14 protein-coding genes and 1 pseudogene are annotated in these 15,815 nt (G+C 32.7%); 5 read left to right on the top strand and 10 right to left on the bottom strand.

Annotated features, from left to right (window positions below; all coding sequences use genetic code 11):
- Positions 1-29 precede the first annotated feature (29 nt).
- The 3 genes from Q428_RS02755 to Q428_RS02745 form a co-directional block, all read right to left on the bottom strand.
- Positions 30-1,427 (bottom strand): amino acid permease, encoded by a 1,398-nt coding sequence (locus Q428_RS02755; protein ID WP_035377961.1) that lies wholly within the window; start codon positions 1,425-1,427, stop codon positions 30-32.
- Positions 1,428-1,730: 303 nt separating this feature from the next.
- The gene (locus Q428_RS02750; RefSeq protein WP_035377960.1) at positions 1,731-2,234 is read right to left on the bottom strand and encodes a flavin reductase family protein; all 504 of its coding nucleotides are present in this window, start codon (positions 2,232-2,234) and stop codon (positions 1,731-1,733) included.
- A gap of 40 nt (positions 2,235-2,274) precedes the next feature.
- Positions 2,275-3,054, bottom strand: a complete 780-nt coding sequence (locus Q428_RS02745; RefSeq protein WP_035377959.1) for a patatin-like phospholipase family protein — start codon at positions 3,052-3,054, stop codon at positions 2,275-2,277.
- Between the two features lie 161 nt (positions 3,055-3,215).
- Between Q428_RS02745 and Q428_RS02740 the strand changes: the two genes are divergently transcribed.
- Both Q428_RS02740 and tyrS read left to right on the top strand, forming a co-directional pair.
- Positions 3,216-4,385 carry a cation diffusion facilitator family transporter gene (locus tag Q428_RS02740; protein WP_035377954.1) on the top strand — a complete coding sequence of 390 codons (1,170 nt, stop codon included), beginning with the start codon at positions 3,216-3,218 and terminating at the stop codon, positions 4,383-4,385.
- 103 nt (positions 4,386-4,488) lie between these two features.
- Positions 4,489-5,726, top strand: a pseudogene (gene tyrS, locus Q428_RS02735) (tyrosine--tRNA ligase).
- Between the two features lie 20 nt (positions 5,727-5,746).
- Here tyrS and Q428_RS02730 read toward each other — a convergent pair.
- The gene (locus tag Q428_RS02730) at positions 5,747-7,345 is read right to left on the bottom strand and encodes an amidohydrolase (RefSeq protein WP_035377953.1); all 1,599 of its coding nucleotides are present in this window, start codon (positions 7,343-7,345) and stop codon (positions 5,747-5,749) included.
- A 185-nt stretch (positions 7,346-7,530) separates the two neighbouring features.
- On the opposite strand from Q428_RS02730, the gene Q428_RS02725 reads away from it, so the two are divergent.
- Entirely contained in the window at positions 7,531-7,785 is a 255-nt protein-coding gene (locus Q428_RS02725; RefSeq protein ID WP_035377951.1) for a hypothetical protein, read from the top strand.
- A gap of 27 nt (positions 7,786-7,812) precedes the next feature.
- On the opposite strand, the gene Q428_RS02720 is transcribed toward Q428_RS02725, so the two are convergent.
- The 6 genes from Q428_RS02720 to Q428_RS02695 form a co-directional block, all read right to left on the bottom strand.
- Positions 7,813-9,732, bottom strand: coding sequence for an LTA synthase family protein (locus Q428_RS02720; protein WP_035377949.1), 1,920 nt, complete (start codon positions 9,730-9,732; stop codon positions 7,813-7,815).
- Positions 9,733-9,881: 149 nt separating this feature from the next.
- A complete protein-coding gene (gene folK / locus Q428_RS02715) occupies positions 9,882-10,352 on the bottom strand; it encodes a 2-amino-4-hydroxy-6-hydroxymethyldihydropteridine diphosphokinase (RefSeq protein ID WP_035377947.1) in 471 nt (156 codons plus the stop codon).
- Positions 10,349-11,137 (bottom strand): dihydropteroate synthase, encoded by a 789-nt coding sequence (gene folP / locus Q428_RS02710; protein ID WP_051514856.1) that lies wholly within the window; start codon positions 11,135-11,137, stop codon positions 10,349-10,351. The genes folK and folP overlap by 4 nt, the downstream gene beginning before the upstream one ends.
- A gap of 44 nt (positions 11,138-11,181) precedes the next feature.
- The gene (gene folE2, locus Q428_RS02705) at positions 11,182-11,952 is read right to left on the bottom strand and encodes a GTP cyclohydrolase FolE2 (RefSeq protein ID WP_035377940.1); all 771 of its coding nucleotides are present in this window, start codon (positions 11,950-11,952) and stop codon (positions 11,182-11,184) included.
- A 3-nt stretch (positions 11,953-11,955) separates the two neighbouring features.
- Entirely contained in the window at positions 11,956-12,309 is a 354-nt protein-coding gene (queD, locus tag Q428_RS02700) for a 6-carboxytetrahydropterin synthase QueD (RefSeq protein ID WP_035377938.1), read from the bottom strand.
- Between the two features lie 104 nt (positions 12,310-12,413).
- Positions 12,414-13,046: an NUDIX hydrolase gene (locus tag Q428_RS02695; protein WP_035377937.1), complete on the bottom strand. Its 633-nt coding sequence runs from the start codon at positions 13,044-13,046 to the stop codon at positions 12,414-12,416.
- Positions 13,047-13,199: 153 nt separating this feature from the next.
- Here Q428_RS02695 and Q428_RS14770 point away from each other — a divergent pair, with 153 nt between their 5' ends.
- The gene (locus Q428_RS14770) at positions 13,200-13,748 is read left to right on the top strand and encodes a DUF1259 domain-containing protein (RefSeq protein ID WP_035377935.1); all 549 of its coding nucleotides are present in this window, start codon (positions 13,200-13,202) and stop codon (positions 13,746-13,748) included.
- Between the two features lie 418 nt (positions 13,749-14,166).
- Positions 14,167-15,687: a glutamate/gamma-aminobutyrate family transporter YjeM gene (gene yjeM, locus Q428_RS02685; protein ID WP_035377933.1), complete on the top strand. Its 1,521-nt coding sequence runs from the start codon at positions 14,167-14,169 to the stop codon at positions 15,685-15,687.
- The last annotated feature ends 128 nt before the right edge of the window (positions 15,688-15,815 follow it).

The following is a 15,815-nucleotide window of genomic DNA, read 5'->3' as shown; positions in this document are numbered from 1 at the left end:
TAAGATAATCTTTCATTCGTAACTGGAGGTTAATTCTCGTATGCCTTTGTTTTTATGTTTTTAGCTAATGAAATCTCTCCCCTGTTCTGAAGTTTCATATATACATAAAAAGGTATTCCTACAAGCATTAATATAAAACCATACATTACAACCTCTGCACCTGTGCCATAGATTGCATAAATTGAATATGCAAATCCCAAGAGGGATATAAATGAATTTTTTATAAAGTTTCCTAAATTAAATCTATCATCATGTTTTACCAACAGAATAATTTCAGCTGCTGTTGTGAAAGTATATGCTGGAAGTACTGCAAGAGTTGCCAGTAAAAGCATAAAGTTAAAAGCTGATGTTAAACTTCCAACGTAATTCATAACAAGTAATATGTTAGCAGCAACTCCACTGATAATCAGTGAAGCATGGGGCGTATTGTATTTTGGATGAAGTTTTGCAAATATCTCTGGGAAAAGCTTGTCTTCACCAGCTGCAAATGCTCCTCTTGCTGCTGTTAAAATCCAGCCTGAAGTAGCACCAAGTGTAGATATTATAGCTCCAAGGGCAATTATTGTTCCCCCCCAGTGGGAGCCTGTTAAATTGTTTATTATATCAGCAAGAGGTGCAGTTGAGTTAGCAAGGTCTCCCTGAGACATACCACCCATTGCAAGTACACTTATTAATATATATATAATTGCTGTTATTAACGTTCCATAGATTGTACTTAACTTTATGTTTCTTTCTGGATTTTTAATCTCCCCAGCTGGAACAGTTGCACTTTCTAAGCCTATGAATGCCCAAAGAGTTATAGCTATTGCTGCTGGCAGGGTATCCATTCCTGAAACCTTATCACTTGCAACAGTGTTTAAATAATCTGGATTAAAATTCCACGCTGCTATTCCTGCAAATATTATAAGTGGTAGAATCTTAAGAACTGTTGTTATGATACTAACGATACCAGCTTCTTTAGCACCCTTGATATTTATAAAGGTAAAGAACCATAGTATTCCAGATGAAACTATAAAGGCCAATAATCTGTTGTTTCCTAGTTCAGGAATGAAGTAATTTAAATAACTCATAAAGCCAGTAATTATTGCTGCATTTCCTGCCCATGCACCAACCCAGTAAGTCCAAGCAATTAAAAATGCTGGAAACTCGCCAAAAGCTTCCTTTGTATATACAATTGGCCCTCCAGTTTTGGGATAAGCTGCACCTAATTTTGCAAAGCTTAATGCAAGTAACATTGAGCCTACTGCAGTAATTATCCATGCTAATATCGTTGTTTTTGGATTTGAAACTGAAGCAAGTCCCTGTGGTGCCATAAATATTCCTGAACCAATCATATTTCCAACAACTATTGCAGTCGCTGCAAATAATCCTATTTCCCTTTTTAAGCCATGTGAGATGTTATCTTTCTCCATTTCTTTTTTTTCCATTGTAAATTGCCCCTTTCAATACTAATTCTAATTTTTATTCTGTTGTTTAGTAATTGTTAATGTCTCTAATGAAAATTAACCTTTTCAAAAAACAACAAGGACAATTATACATTTAATTTTATATATATGCAATACTTTTTTGCTATTACTAATATTTCCTCTGATTTCTCGATTATTTCTATATATTTACTTAAATAGAATATTATAAATATACATCCACTGCATAAGATGACATTTATTTTCCATATAGAAATCTAAAATATTAAAAGCCAGCATAATGCCGGCTTAGATTGTTAAAACACATTATTTTATATATGCTTTTACTATCTCTCCAAAATATAAAACATGGTAATTGCCCTGTGGATAAGCTTTATCCTTTATTTCCTGACATACATTTTTCTCATCCATTGGCTGTTTGTAAACTATCTTACACTCTAAATGCAGGTCACATTGGTCTAAAACAGGAGTATTTACAACATCCCCAGCCTTGATTTTAAGGTCACATTCCTTTATTTTATCTAAATCTCTACCTGATTTTGTTCCACAAAAACCTAACTCCTCCTTCAATTGACCATTTAATGGAAAACTTACAGTAAATTCCCCAGCTTTTTCAATAAGCTCATATGTATATCTTGAGTATCTCACCATAGCTGTAAATATTGGTTTATACCACATAAAACCTAAGGAACCCCATGCAATAGTCATGGTGTTAACTTTATCTCCATCCTTAACCGTTAAAAAAGCTCCCTTCTGCAATTGTTCTAATAATTCCTTTGACATTTCAGAAAACTTAATCTCTCTGTACATTTTCACTCCTCCTTAAATTATGTTCGATTGTATTCATTTACTATATAAAATTCATTAATTCACCTGTAAGTCTATATCCCCTGTTATACATATCTGAACAAAAATCCCTTTCAAATCTTACGGTATCATAAGGATTTACCTTAATGTCTGGACAGATAATTAATATTTCCTCTTTATCATAGTGGTTAAAAATATATTCTGGTGGTACATAGTTATCCTTTAATCCAACAATTATTAATTTATCAACCCTGTTATCAATAAAGGGTGAAAGAAGATTATTATTTAAAATGCCTCCATCTAAGTTATATCCATCATAAACCCCATTTGAAACATCTTCTTTAAAAAACTGAAAAAGCTTTTGAGAATCAAAATCCCTTATCAAATCTTTATTTTCACCTTTATCTTCACTTCTAAATGGTAAAAGTGAGCTATATCTAACTGCATTAATGGCATCTTCCTCACTCAGGTTATTGATTTCTACTATCCTTTCAGCTAATTTTCTATCCTCTATACTAACATAATTGACAAAAAACTTTTCCATATTTTCATTTTTACCCTCAAGGCTCATCAATTCATTTATAATTTTTGAATTGTCTATGGTTTTCCCTAGTTCACCCAGGTATTTTTCTCCATCCATTTCCATCCAGAATCTTTCTAACTCATAATAGGCGTCTTTATAAAGAAAATACCCATTAACTGCTCCAATGGACGTTCCTGTTATAATTTCAGGATATTTTTCCATTTCTTTTAATTTTTTTATAACTCCGCCTTGAAATGCCCCTTTAGCACCTCCACCAACTAAACACAACCCTAGCTTCATTTAATCCCCTCCATAATATTACACTCAAATTAAAAAATTATTTACAAAGATATTATACACCTAAAGATGCTAAAACAACATTTTCGATAACTATTTTTTTAAATTGTGTTAAAATTTAATTGTGTGGAATAATAAGGATATATTCTTAGGGGAGTGATTATATGTTTACAAATTGGCTTATAAACAAACTGATTCCTAAATCTAAAAAAAATTCTCGTGAAGCCTACGGATTGCTAGGTGGAATAGTGGGAATCGTAGTTAATATAATTTTATTTGTTGTAAAATTCTTTATTGGCACAATAACAAACAGCGTTGCTATAACTGCAGATGCCTTTAACAACCTTTCAGATATGGGTTCAGCAGTTGTTACCATTATAGGTTTTAAAATTGCTGATAAACCTGCAGATAAGGAACATCCCTTTGGTCATGGCAGGGGTGAATATATTGCAGGTTTAGTTGTATCCTTTGCTGTCCTCCTTGTTGGTTTTCAATTTCTGAAAGAATCCTATGACAGAATAAAAAATCCTTCACCTTTAGTGTTTGATTATATTTCTTTCATTGTACTTATTATCTCAGTATTTACAAAGGTCTGGCTGGGTATGTTTAACAAAGTCCTGAGCAGAAAAATTTCCTCTGGAACTTTAAATGCTACATCCTTTGATAGTTTCAGCGATGTTATAATTACTTCAACTGTAGCTTTATCTTTAGTTGCCTCTAAGTATACCACCTTTCCAATCGATGGTTACTCAGGAATAATTGTTTCATTATTTATTTTGTTTGCAGGATATAACCTAGTTAAAGATACCATAAGCCCTCTTCTTGGAGAAGCTCCAGATCCAGAGCTTGTAAAATCAATTATTTCAGAAGTTTTATCCTATAAACCTATAATGGGCACCCATGATTTAATAGTTCATAGCTATGGAGCTGGTAAACATATAGCAACCATTCATGCAGAAATTCCTTCTGATGTTCCAATTATGGCTGCCCACGAAATAATTGATAAAGCTGAAAATGAAATCTCTAAAAAACTTGGTATACACCTTGTTATACACATGGATCCAGTAAATCTTAATGATGTTGAAATAAATGAAACAAAGGAAAAAATTGATGAGATATTATCCAAAATACCCAGCATTAAATCCTATCATGACTTCAGGATAATTGGCGAAAATAAGCATAAAAACATTGTTTTTGATGCTGTTGTAGACAATAGCTTTAATGTAGGATATGCTGAAGAGATAACAGAGCAGGTAAATGAAAAAATAAAGGAAATTTATCCCCAATACAATGTAATCATCAATTTTGATAAGGATTATACCCAGCATGAATAAACAAAATTTTTGTTTTATTTGAAATGTGTTTATATATTTGATAGAATATACAAAAGTAAGGAAATAAAAGTATTTTAGCTTATTACTTCCTATTCTTTTGTAGATTACCCAAGGAGGTTTTAACGTGTCTGTTTTTGATGTTTTAAAGGAAAGAGGATTTATACAACAACTTACCCATGAAGATGAAATAAAAGAACTTCTTGAAAAAGAGAAGATAACGTTCTATACAGGCTATGACCCAACTGCTGATAGTCTACATGTTGGACATTTCTTAACAATGATGGCAATGGCACATATGCAGAGGCTGGTCATAGACCTATTGTGTTAATTGGCGGTGGAACTGCAATGATTGGTGATCCAACGGGTAAAACCGATATGAGAAAAATGCTTACAAAGGAAGATATTGACCATAACGTGTCCTGCTTCAAAAAGCAGATGCAAAGATTTATTGATTTTTCAGATGACAAAGCCATAATCGTTAATAATGGCGATTGGCTTTTAAATCTCAACTACATAGAATTTTTAAGAGAAATTGGAGTTCATTTTTCTGTTAACAGAATGCTTACAGCTGAATGTTTTAAACAAAGACTTGAAAAAGGGCTTTCATTCCTTGAATTTAACTATATGTTAATGCAGGGTTATGACTTTTTAGAGTTAAACAGAAGATACGGATGTGTACTTCAGCTTGGCGGTGATGATCAGTGGTCAAACATAATAGCTGGTGCAGATCTGATTAGAAGAAAAGAAGGAAAGGCCGCATACGGAATGACCTTTACCCTTCTTACAACAAGCGAAGGAAAGAAAATGGGCAAAACTGAAAAGGGTGCACTCTGGCTGGATGCGGAAAAAACTTCTCCATACGAGTTCTACCAATACTGGAGAAATGTTAACGATGCAGATGTTGAAAAATGTCTTGCACTTCTTACTTTCCTTCCAATGGATGAAGTGAGAAGGCTTGGTTCCTTGAAGGATAAGGAAATAAATGAAGCTAAAAAGGTTCTTGCTTATGAAGTTACAAAGATAGTTCATGGAGAAGATGAAGCAAATAAGGCACAACAAGCCGCTGAAGCCTTATTTGGTGGTGGAGGAGATTTAGTAAACGTACCAACCTCAACGGTATCAAGATCACTATTGAATACAAACATACTTGACATCCTTATAGCTGCTGAAGTAATTCCATCTAAAAGTGAAGGCAGAAGGCTTATTCAACAGGGTGGATTATATGTAAACGATAATAAGATAACTGATATAAATGCTGTAATTGCTGATAATGACTTAGAAGATAACAGCATACTTGTAAGAAAAGGAAAGAAAAAATATCACAAGGTTATATTTGACTAGTGAAAAAGGATTAGCAACTGCTAATCCTTTTTATATACAATCTTTCCATTTATTATGGTCATTTCCACGTTTGTATCCTTTAATTCACATTTATCAATTTCAAAAATATCTCTGTCTAAAACAACCAAATCAGCTAACTTGCCAATTTCAACAGTTCCCAATTTATCTTCAAGATGATTAGCAAAGGCAGGCCAAAAGGTAAAACATCTTACTGCTTCATTTATAGGTACAACTTCCCTTCTGTTTAAATTAAGCTCATTTGCAGCACAATGTAATCCTATCATTGGCTCAAAGCCTTTAAAATAAGTTCCATCTTTTTTTCTAAGATATTCTGAACCATATGGACAATCACTGTTGAAAATTACAGGAATATCTTTTTCTATAAATGTCCTGAATCTATAACTGTCTTTTATTCTTCTCATACCTATCCTATTAATTGTAAGTGTGCTCTCAAGATTGAAAACTGGTTGATAAGAAGCAACTATCCCAAGTTTTTTAAACCTATCTATATCTTCCTCTTTAATTATCTGTATGTGCTCAATCCTGTTTCTTACTTCCTTGTTAGGGTATTTACTAAATACATCTTCATATACATTAAGTACTTTATTTACTGCTTTGTCACCTATTGCATGAATGGCTATCTGTATGTTATTTTTCAGTGAATCTTCTATTATCTCATATAGTTTATCATCAGTTATATTCTGCATTCCCTTATTGCCAATGTCATCTTCATAATCTTCAAACAATAAAGCCGTCCTGGAACCAAAGCTTCCGTCCATAAAATACTTAACTGGCCCAACTGATAAAAACTCATCCCCTTTTAAATTCATAAACTCATCATATTCCTTAGAACCACCAAGTGCACCAGCTTTAATTCTTACATTAAGCTCACCCTTTTGGTGCATTGTTCTATAGATATTATATATCACAGGGTATTGTGTCATTATATCATTTATCATGGTTATGCCGTTTGAAATAAGCTGATAATCCGCCCTTTTTAAGGCAGTTTTAAAATATACATCAGATAGTTTTTCAGTTATCATACCCAATATTTTAAAAACTAAGTCTTCATAAAATAACCCTGTATAATTTTCATCACTGTCCCTTGGCGCCTTTTCATCAGAAAATGTATTTTTAAATTTATCAAGCTTTAAAATATTTAAAGCACAGCTGTTTAGTATAACTGCATGACCATCTTGTTTAATCAGACATACTGGCTTGTTTTGCACAATCCCATCTAATAACTCTCTGCTTGGCATAATACCATCAAATAGATATGCCTCATTCCAACCAAACCCTAAAATCCATTCATCCTTGGGCAACCCCTTAGAATAAGCTGATAAAACATCTTCAAATTCTTCACGGTTTTTTATATTTTTAAGGTCTAAATCAATTAATGTTCTTGCAAAATCAAGAAAATGAATGTGACTTTCAAAAAAGCCAGGCAGGACTATCTTCCCATTTAAATCTATAACCTCTGGATTAGTCATATTGTTTAAAACATCAATTGTTGTTCCAGTAAGTTTTATTTTTCCCTCACTGATTCCAACAGCTTCGTAAGTTTCATCTTTAGAATTCATACTGAAGACTTTCCCATTAATTAATGCTATTTCAGCCATGGCCATCCCCTCCATAAAAATAATATTCGACATGTATAAATCCAATTCCTTCATATTTCTAAAAGTTTACATAACCAATTTTTTACATGTGTAATACCAGTTTGCTTTACAATATAAACATCTGTCATTGACTTTTTTTATCTAAATGTTTAAAATTTACTGGAGAAAATAAAAGGAGGATTTTTATGTTCGATTACATAAAAGCAACAATGTCTTCAATGTATAAAGAGGATATTGATATGACAGTTGAAGAATTTGTTGAAAATAATATCAAATATTACACAGAGGAGCAATTAATTGAACAATATGGTGAAAAGGTAAAGATGTTTTATGTCCACGCAAAAATAAATTCACCTGAAGAATTGCAGCTCCTTGTAGAAAAAGTTGCAGCTGGTGGTATCGAAATGTCCTTTGAATTTAAAACAAACAAAAAACGTTAAAAAAGAGCCTGCAGATTAATTTGCAGGCTACTTTAAAAATTCCTTGATTAAATTATGCTCTATTGTTGCATCTGAATTCTTCAGGTACTTAAGTGCAAGGTCAAATTCCTGTGAATAATCCTGTTTATCTAATTCCTTACCAGTTTTCAGTTCAACAACCTTATCAACATTGCTTAAATAAATAACGTTATTGTCAAGCCATACACCATTTCTATTAACTACAAATCCATTTTTTGAATTTAACAAATCCCTTCCTAATGAATACATAGGATTAAATCCATAGAAATTTGCAAGAGTTGGGTATAAATCATATTGTCCCGCAGCCATACTGTTATGACCCTTTATCTTCTCTCCAGGTATATGAATCATTGCAACAACTTTCTGGGCTGTTATCCATTCATATGGTGTTAAATCATTTTTATTATATAAAAGTTTTGCAAGTAAATCCCTTTTGTCATATGGAATCGCTGCATGATCTCCATAAAATACTACGATTGAGTTATCCCAAAGTCCTTGTTTCTTTAAAGATTCAACAAACTCACCAATTGCCTCATCAGTATATTTTACTGATTTCAAATAATCCCCCATTGTCGTTCCTTCAAAATCACCAACATCTAAAATATCCTTTATTTTGTTTGCTGAATCCTTATATGGAAAATGACTTGAAAGAGTAATTAAAAAGGTATAGAATGGCTGCTTATACCCTGTCATCTTTGTAATTGCCTGATTGAAAAAGGATTTATCACTTAACCCTAAACCCTGTTTATCATCAATTACGAAATTCGGTTCACTTTCATATTTTTCAAATCCAAGGCTTGCATACATATTTGTTCTATTCCAGAAAGCAGGTCTGTTTGCATGCATTACTGCAGTAAAATAACCTTTATCCTTTAAATGACTCACCAAAGACTCATACTTATTGCCTGAATACTGATAATATACAGAACCTTCCCTAGCAGGCAATAATGAAGTATTGGAGAGAAATTCTGCATCGGAAGTCCCTCCCCATGCAGTCTGATAGTAATAATTATCAAAAACAAGACAATCCTTCATAAGTTTATTTAAATTTGGTGTTATTTCCTGTCCATTTATTTTTCTATTTAAAACAAAGCTCTGAAATGCCTCAAGTTGAACCACAATCAGGTTTTTTCCTTCAGCAATTCCAGTATATCTTTTTATGACACTATTTTCTTTACTGATTTTTTGATTTATATAAGCACTGGTAACAGATGACTCTGAATTGTTTTTATTTTCATACCACTGCTTAACTGAGTTTTTCTCCTCTTCAGATAGCTTTTCCTTCTTTAATACGTTGTTTGAAATATACCTATAAAAATCAACAAAATGGAAATTCAAATTCCCAATCCTTGTTACAATGAATTTTTTATCGTATAAGGTCCTTAAAAGACCTGGCATTTCTCTTTCAAGTGCAGATGCACTGTTATAGGATAATGAATACCCTGTAACTAATAATACAGTAATTAATGCTATCCTTCTCTTAAAATTATTTGGTTTTACAGTTTGAAGTTTAGCTTTTATCCTTCTATGAAAGGGCAAAATTAAAATTATATCGATGAAGTAAATTAAATCCTTTAATTTGAACAGTTCAGCAACACTGTCCTTAACTTCACCTACAAGCCTTGCCTGTTTAATTAATGCAACTGATGTAACATCTAAAAAATATCTGTTATATACAAGATCACTCATCAATATAAAACTTATTACAAAATCAGATATTAAAAGAAACTTAAATCTCCTTTTCTGATTAAAAAAGCAGCCTAAGGAAGAAATAACCATTACAGAACCTAAACAGCCTAAAATCAAATTTATGTTACCAACCTGAGGCAGTTTTATAGCATAATTGAAACTTATTAATTTTATAAGCATCAAAGCAATAAAAACAAAAACATCAATAGAGTTTAAACATAATCCAGCAATTTTTTTCATCTTTTCCCCACCTTTATACAAAACATAAATTGTTTCTCACAATTTAACATTATAAGACTTGGGGTTTTTAAATTAAACCCATTGATATTATTATTCATACTTTATTAACATGATTATCCCTGTTTCTCCCAGTTTGTTCATCGGCACCGCTATTTCCTATCACTATTTTCTAAATCATATAATAGCTGTGCTATGCTTTTCTTAAGGACTGGATGAACATAATCAGGACAGATATCCTTCAATGGTTTTAATACAAAATCCCTGTTCTGCATATCTGGATGGGGGACCTTAAGGTCTTCTTCGTCATAAATTTCATCGTTATATAGTATTACATCTAAATCAATATTCCGTGGACCCCATTTAAACTCTCTAACCCTTCCTGAATCCTTTTCTATTTGTAGGAGTGTCAAAAGTACCTCTCTGCAACTAAGTCTGGTTTTAACTTCGATAGCACCATTTACAAATTTAGGCTGTTCTTTATAACCATAGGGTTCCGTTTCAATTATTTCTGAAACCTTTGTTATCTTCATACCCCTTTCCTCAATAAGCCTCAAAGCCTTCTCAATTGTTGAATAGCTGTCACCTATATTACTTCCAAAAGCTATGTAAGCAGTATTCATTTTAACACCTCAATCATCATCGCAGCCCTTTTATTCTCTTTAACATCATGTACCCTGACCATTTCGACATTCTTAAGAGCTGCAAAGCAAGTTACAGCTATTGTTCCCTCTAGTCTTTCTTCTGGCGGTAAATTGCCAAGTGCCATTCCGATACTTGATTTCCTTGAAACAGCCAGTAATATGGGACATCCAAGACTATGAAATTCATCTATTCTTTTTATAAGCTCAATGTTATGTTCAAATAGCTTTCCAAATCCTATACCGGGATCTAATATTATCTTTTTCTTCGATATCCCCTTTGATAATGCATAGTCAATTCTGTTTTTAAAAAATTCCTTAACCTCCATTACAACATCATTATAATGTGGATTCTTCTGCATATCCTTTGGAGTACCCTTTATATGCATTAAAATAACCGGTACATTATATTTTACTGCGACATCAGCCATATTTTCATCAAATGTCATTGCGCTTATATCATTTATAATGTCTGCTCCTGCCTTAATAGCTTCTTCAGCAGTTTTTGCTCTATATGTATCAACTGAAATTAATATATCTTTATTTACATTTCTTATTGCCTTTATAAGTGGAACAACTCTGTTTATCTCCTCTTCTTCCCCAATAGGTTCAGAACCTGGTCTAGTTGATTCACCACCAATATCGATTACATCTGCCCCTTCTTCAATCATTTTAAGGGCTCTTTTCAAAGCACTTTCCTCATCTGAAACCCTGGAATCCTTAAAAAAGGAATCCGGTGTTGCATTGATTATTCCCATTATCTTCATTGAATCGAAATTATATTCTATGCCATTCTTTAGTGTTATACTTCTCACAGCATACACCCCTTTTCAGTATAAGCAAAAGCATTATGGTTATGAATACTCTCCATACTTTCAACATAAACACTGTACCATGAAATTTTTTCGTTTTGTTCCAATCTAATTGCCGCTTCTCTTGCCACATCCTCAACAAATCTTGGATTTAAATATGCCTGCTCAGTTATCCATTTTTCATCCTTTCTCTTAAGCAATGAAAATACAGGCGTACTTGCACTATCCTCAGCAATTTTTACAATGTCCTCTATCCATATCATCTTGTTCATTTCTACTTTTATATAAACCGTAGCTCTTTGGTTATGTGCACCAAATTCACTTATTTCCTTTGAACATGGACATAAGGTACTAACAGGTACTGCAACTTCCATTGTAAACTTAAATTTTTCACCCTTTTCTGCATCAAAGGTACACTTTACATCGTAAGGTGATACTATTCCTGTTACAGGTGAAGGTTTTTTAACAAAGTAGTCAAATACAACTGTACAATGGGCAACCTCAGCTTCTAGCTTCTCCTTAAGTTCATCAAGCATAACCTCTAAATCCTTTGGTGAAACAACATTATGTTTACTCATAATCTCAACGAACCTGCTCATATGAGTTCCCCTGACATCATGTGGAAGCTCAACAGATAAAGCTAATTCGGCAACAGTATGCTGCACTCCATCAGTTCTATCCTTCGCTACAATTGGCCATTTTAAATTTTTTATGCCTACTTTTTTCAGCTGTACATTTCTTATATCTTTTTCGTTTTGTACGTCTTTCATAATTTACCCCCTGTATATGATACCACTAGTTTTTGTTTCCCAGATTTCAACTTCATATAATCTGCAGTTATCCCTTTTAACAACATCTACAAGAGCATCCCAAACGTAAACTGCAATATTTTCTGCAGTCGGCTGGGGTATTATATCATTTAAATACGCGTGATCGAATTTATCTATTATTTTCTCCTTTACAAGTTTTTTTAGTTCTACAAAATCATATACCATTCCTTCATCATCAGGCTGGCCCTCAAGTTTTACAACCATTTTATAAGTGTGTCCATGCAGTTTTTCACATTTGCCATGATAATGAATTAAATTATGAGCAGCATCAAATTCAAATTCCTTTATCAATATCATAACTTCATCTCCATTTTTTTATGTTATTTAACAAGATTATACACTATCACATATAATATACACAATTATTATTAAAAAATTGGTAATCTATTTAAATTTATTAATTAAAAAAAATTTTCATTTATCTTTAGCTCCTCAATAAAATAATATATTATTTTAGCTGTAAGCCCCCAGATTACATAGTCCTTAAATCTATAGAAATAAACATTATGTCTGCCAACATCCCAATTATATCCCATTGCCCCCTCCATATCTGTATATGGAAATTCTTCTTCAGGAAGGCTAATTACCTTAATCCTTTTAACTATGGGTTTAATTTCCATAAAGAATTTTAATGGTACATAGAATATATGGTCAACCTCAGTCTGTGAAGGCTTTATTGTAACTTTATTGTCAATTTCTGCAATAAATGGATATATTATTTTACCATGCTGCGTAATTAATGTATCCATCTGACCTATAATGTTTATTTGTTTTTCTTCTATATTCAGCTCCTCGCAGGTTTCCCTTATAGATGCTTTTTCAGGGCTTTCAAATTCTTCAACTTTACCACCTGGAAAGGATATCTCCCCTGGCTGACTTCTCATATTTTTTGATCTTACTTCGAAAATCACATTCAGCTCACCATCAATATTTATAATTGGTATAACCACAGCATACCTTCTATATTCATTGTTTTCTCCCATTATCCCAATATCTTTATTTCGAAATACTTTTGAAATGAAATCAATTTTCATGATGCACCCCCTAAATTAATACAAATTAATTCTAACACAAGTACTCCATAGAGGAATAGTAAGTAACTTAAATTACTCCGATTAAATAATGTAGAAAATGCACTTTTTTTGTCGGATAAGCATATATAAATATTGAAAAGAGAGGTGAGATATATGCTATTTAATTCCTGCAACAACTGTTCCTGCTGCAATCGCTGCTGTAATTGCCAAAGTTCCTGCTGCCAGTGCTGCAATCCATGTTTAATCCCCTGCTTTATTCAAAATTGCAATACAAGCTGCTGTCAGTGCTGTAATCAATGTTGTCCGCCAAAGGATAATCTTTGCTGTGAATTTGCCAGAATACTAGGTGGGACCATAGTTGATTTTCCAAACAAGGTCTGTACTGTTACTATAAGAAGAAATATTCAGGTCAGCATCTCAGGTCAACAGACACAAAGTCCACTTGTTATAAATTCCCTCTTCTCCTATGATGCATCGGATTCGCAAGGCAGAACGATTAACTTTGGCCAGGTTGTTCTATTACAGGAGGAAGTAAATCCATTTATCAGTATACTAAGGGAAAACAATATCACAATAACTGCCTTAAATAACAACTGGTTCTTTGAGAATCCAAGCCTATTCTATCTATACTTCTTCTCAATAGAAGATCCATTGTCCTTCGCAAACAAAGTAGCTAGAGCACTTAGAGTTTTAAGAACTTAGCAAAAATAAGGAGTGGAAAGTATTATTTACAACCACTCCTTATTTTTGTTTAATTATATTTTAACAGTAAATATCCCATTCTTAACCTTTATCTTATCCTATGTGACATTATTAAGATTTATTAAAAATTTCTTTCATTTGCATCGCTATGCGAACCTTTTAATGTCATATGTTTGAATTTTCTGATTTATTGCCCTTGTTTTTTTATATTTATACTGCTGTTTTACCGGTAAAATTAATATATATACAGATTATTTTATTTTGTATCAATATCTTAATTCTAATTTATTCATTTTGCACTCAATACGGTCAATTCAGAATTTTATAACATAATGTAGAATTATTGCTTTTTATGTCGATTGTTATATAATAATCCTTGTACTTTATAATTTAATAATACTTAAAGGGGGTAAACAAAGTGGCATCAAATCCACAAAACAACAAAAAACTTACACTGGTATCATTAATACTAATGATATTTACTTCAGTTTATGGATTTAACAATATCCCAAGATCATTCTACAAAATGGGATATGCTGCGATTCCATGGTACATTCTTTCAGGAATAACATTCTTTATTCCATTCGCATTTATGATGGCTGAATTCGGTGCAGCTTTCAAAAGCGAAAAGGGTGGTATATACTCATGGATGGAAAAATCAGTAGGACCTAAATTCGCATTCGTTGGAACATTTATGTGGTATGCATCATATATAATCTGGATGGTTAACGTTGCATCCGGTGTATGGGTTCCAATATCAAATGCAATATTCGGTAAAGATACTACTAAAACATGGTCACTTTTAGGACTTTCAGGACCTAAGACTCTTGGATTATTAGGTATACTTTGGATAATTTTCGTTACTTTTATATCAACAAAGGGTCTTGACAAGATTAAGAAGATAACATCACTTGGTGGAACTGCAGTTGCTGCATTAAACATCGTGTTATTAGTTGGTGCTATATTAGTTTTAATAGGAAATCATGGACAATTAGCTCAACCAATAGTTGGACTAAGCTCATTTACAACTTCACCAAATCCTAAATATGTAGGAAACATAATCACTTCACTTGCATTCGTAGTTTACGCTATATTTGCATACGGTGGTATTGAAGTTGTTGGTGGTCTTGTTGACCAGACTGAAAACGCTGAAAAAACATTCCCTAAGGGAGTTGCAATATCAGCAGTTGTTATTTCTATAGGATATTCATTAGGTATATTCATGGTTGGTATATTTACTAACTGGACAAACGTTATGAACACTGAAGGCGTTCACTTAGGTAATGCTGGATATGTTGTTATGGCAAACCTTGGATACGCACTTGGAAATGCTTTTGGTGCAAGCGAAGCAACATGTGTTGCAATGGGTGCTGGAATTGCTAGATTCGTTGGTCTTTCAATGTTCTTAGCACTTTGTGGAGCTTTCTTCACATTAACTTATGCTCCATTAAAACAAATTATTGAAGGTACTCCAGCTAAGTTATGGCCAGGAAAAATGGGAGAACTTAAGAATGGAATGCCAATAAACGCTATGGTAATCCAATGTGTAACTGTTTGTGTAATGATTGCACTTGTTACATTTGGTGGAGACTCAATGACTAAGTTCTTCGATATACTTGTAGCTATGACAAACGTTGCTATGACTCTTCCATATATGTTTATAGCACTTGCTTTCCCAGCTTTCAAGAAAAAGCAAGAAATCGTTAAACCTTTTGAAGTATTTAAAACTCAAGGCAGTGCTTCACTTTGGACTGCTGTAGTTGTTCTAACTGTTGGATTTGCTAACGTATTCTGTATAATAGAGCCAGCAATCAACGGAGACATGTTAACAACTATATACAGTATAGCTGGACCAGTATTCTTCTCAATAGTAGCAATACTAATGTACAGCAGCTATGAAAGAAAAGTTAAAGCTAACAGTGAAGATATAGCAGCATAATTATATTAAAAAGCAGGATTAATTCCTGCTTTTCTTTTTATTTGTTATAAAAATACTAAAATTTAAAAAAATTTTTGGATTTTTATTGATTTATTTAATCTATAATGCTACAATAATAATGTAAATTT

The sequence above is a fragment of the Fervidicella metallireducens AeB genome, from assembly GCF_000601455.1.
Lineage (GTDB): Bacteria > Bacillota > Clostridia > Clostridiales > Caloramatoraceae > Fervidicella > Fervidicella metallireducens.
Note: the sequence above shows the minus strand (reverse complement) of the source record. Positions and strands in the feature narration are given on the sequence as shown.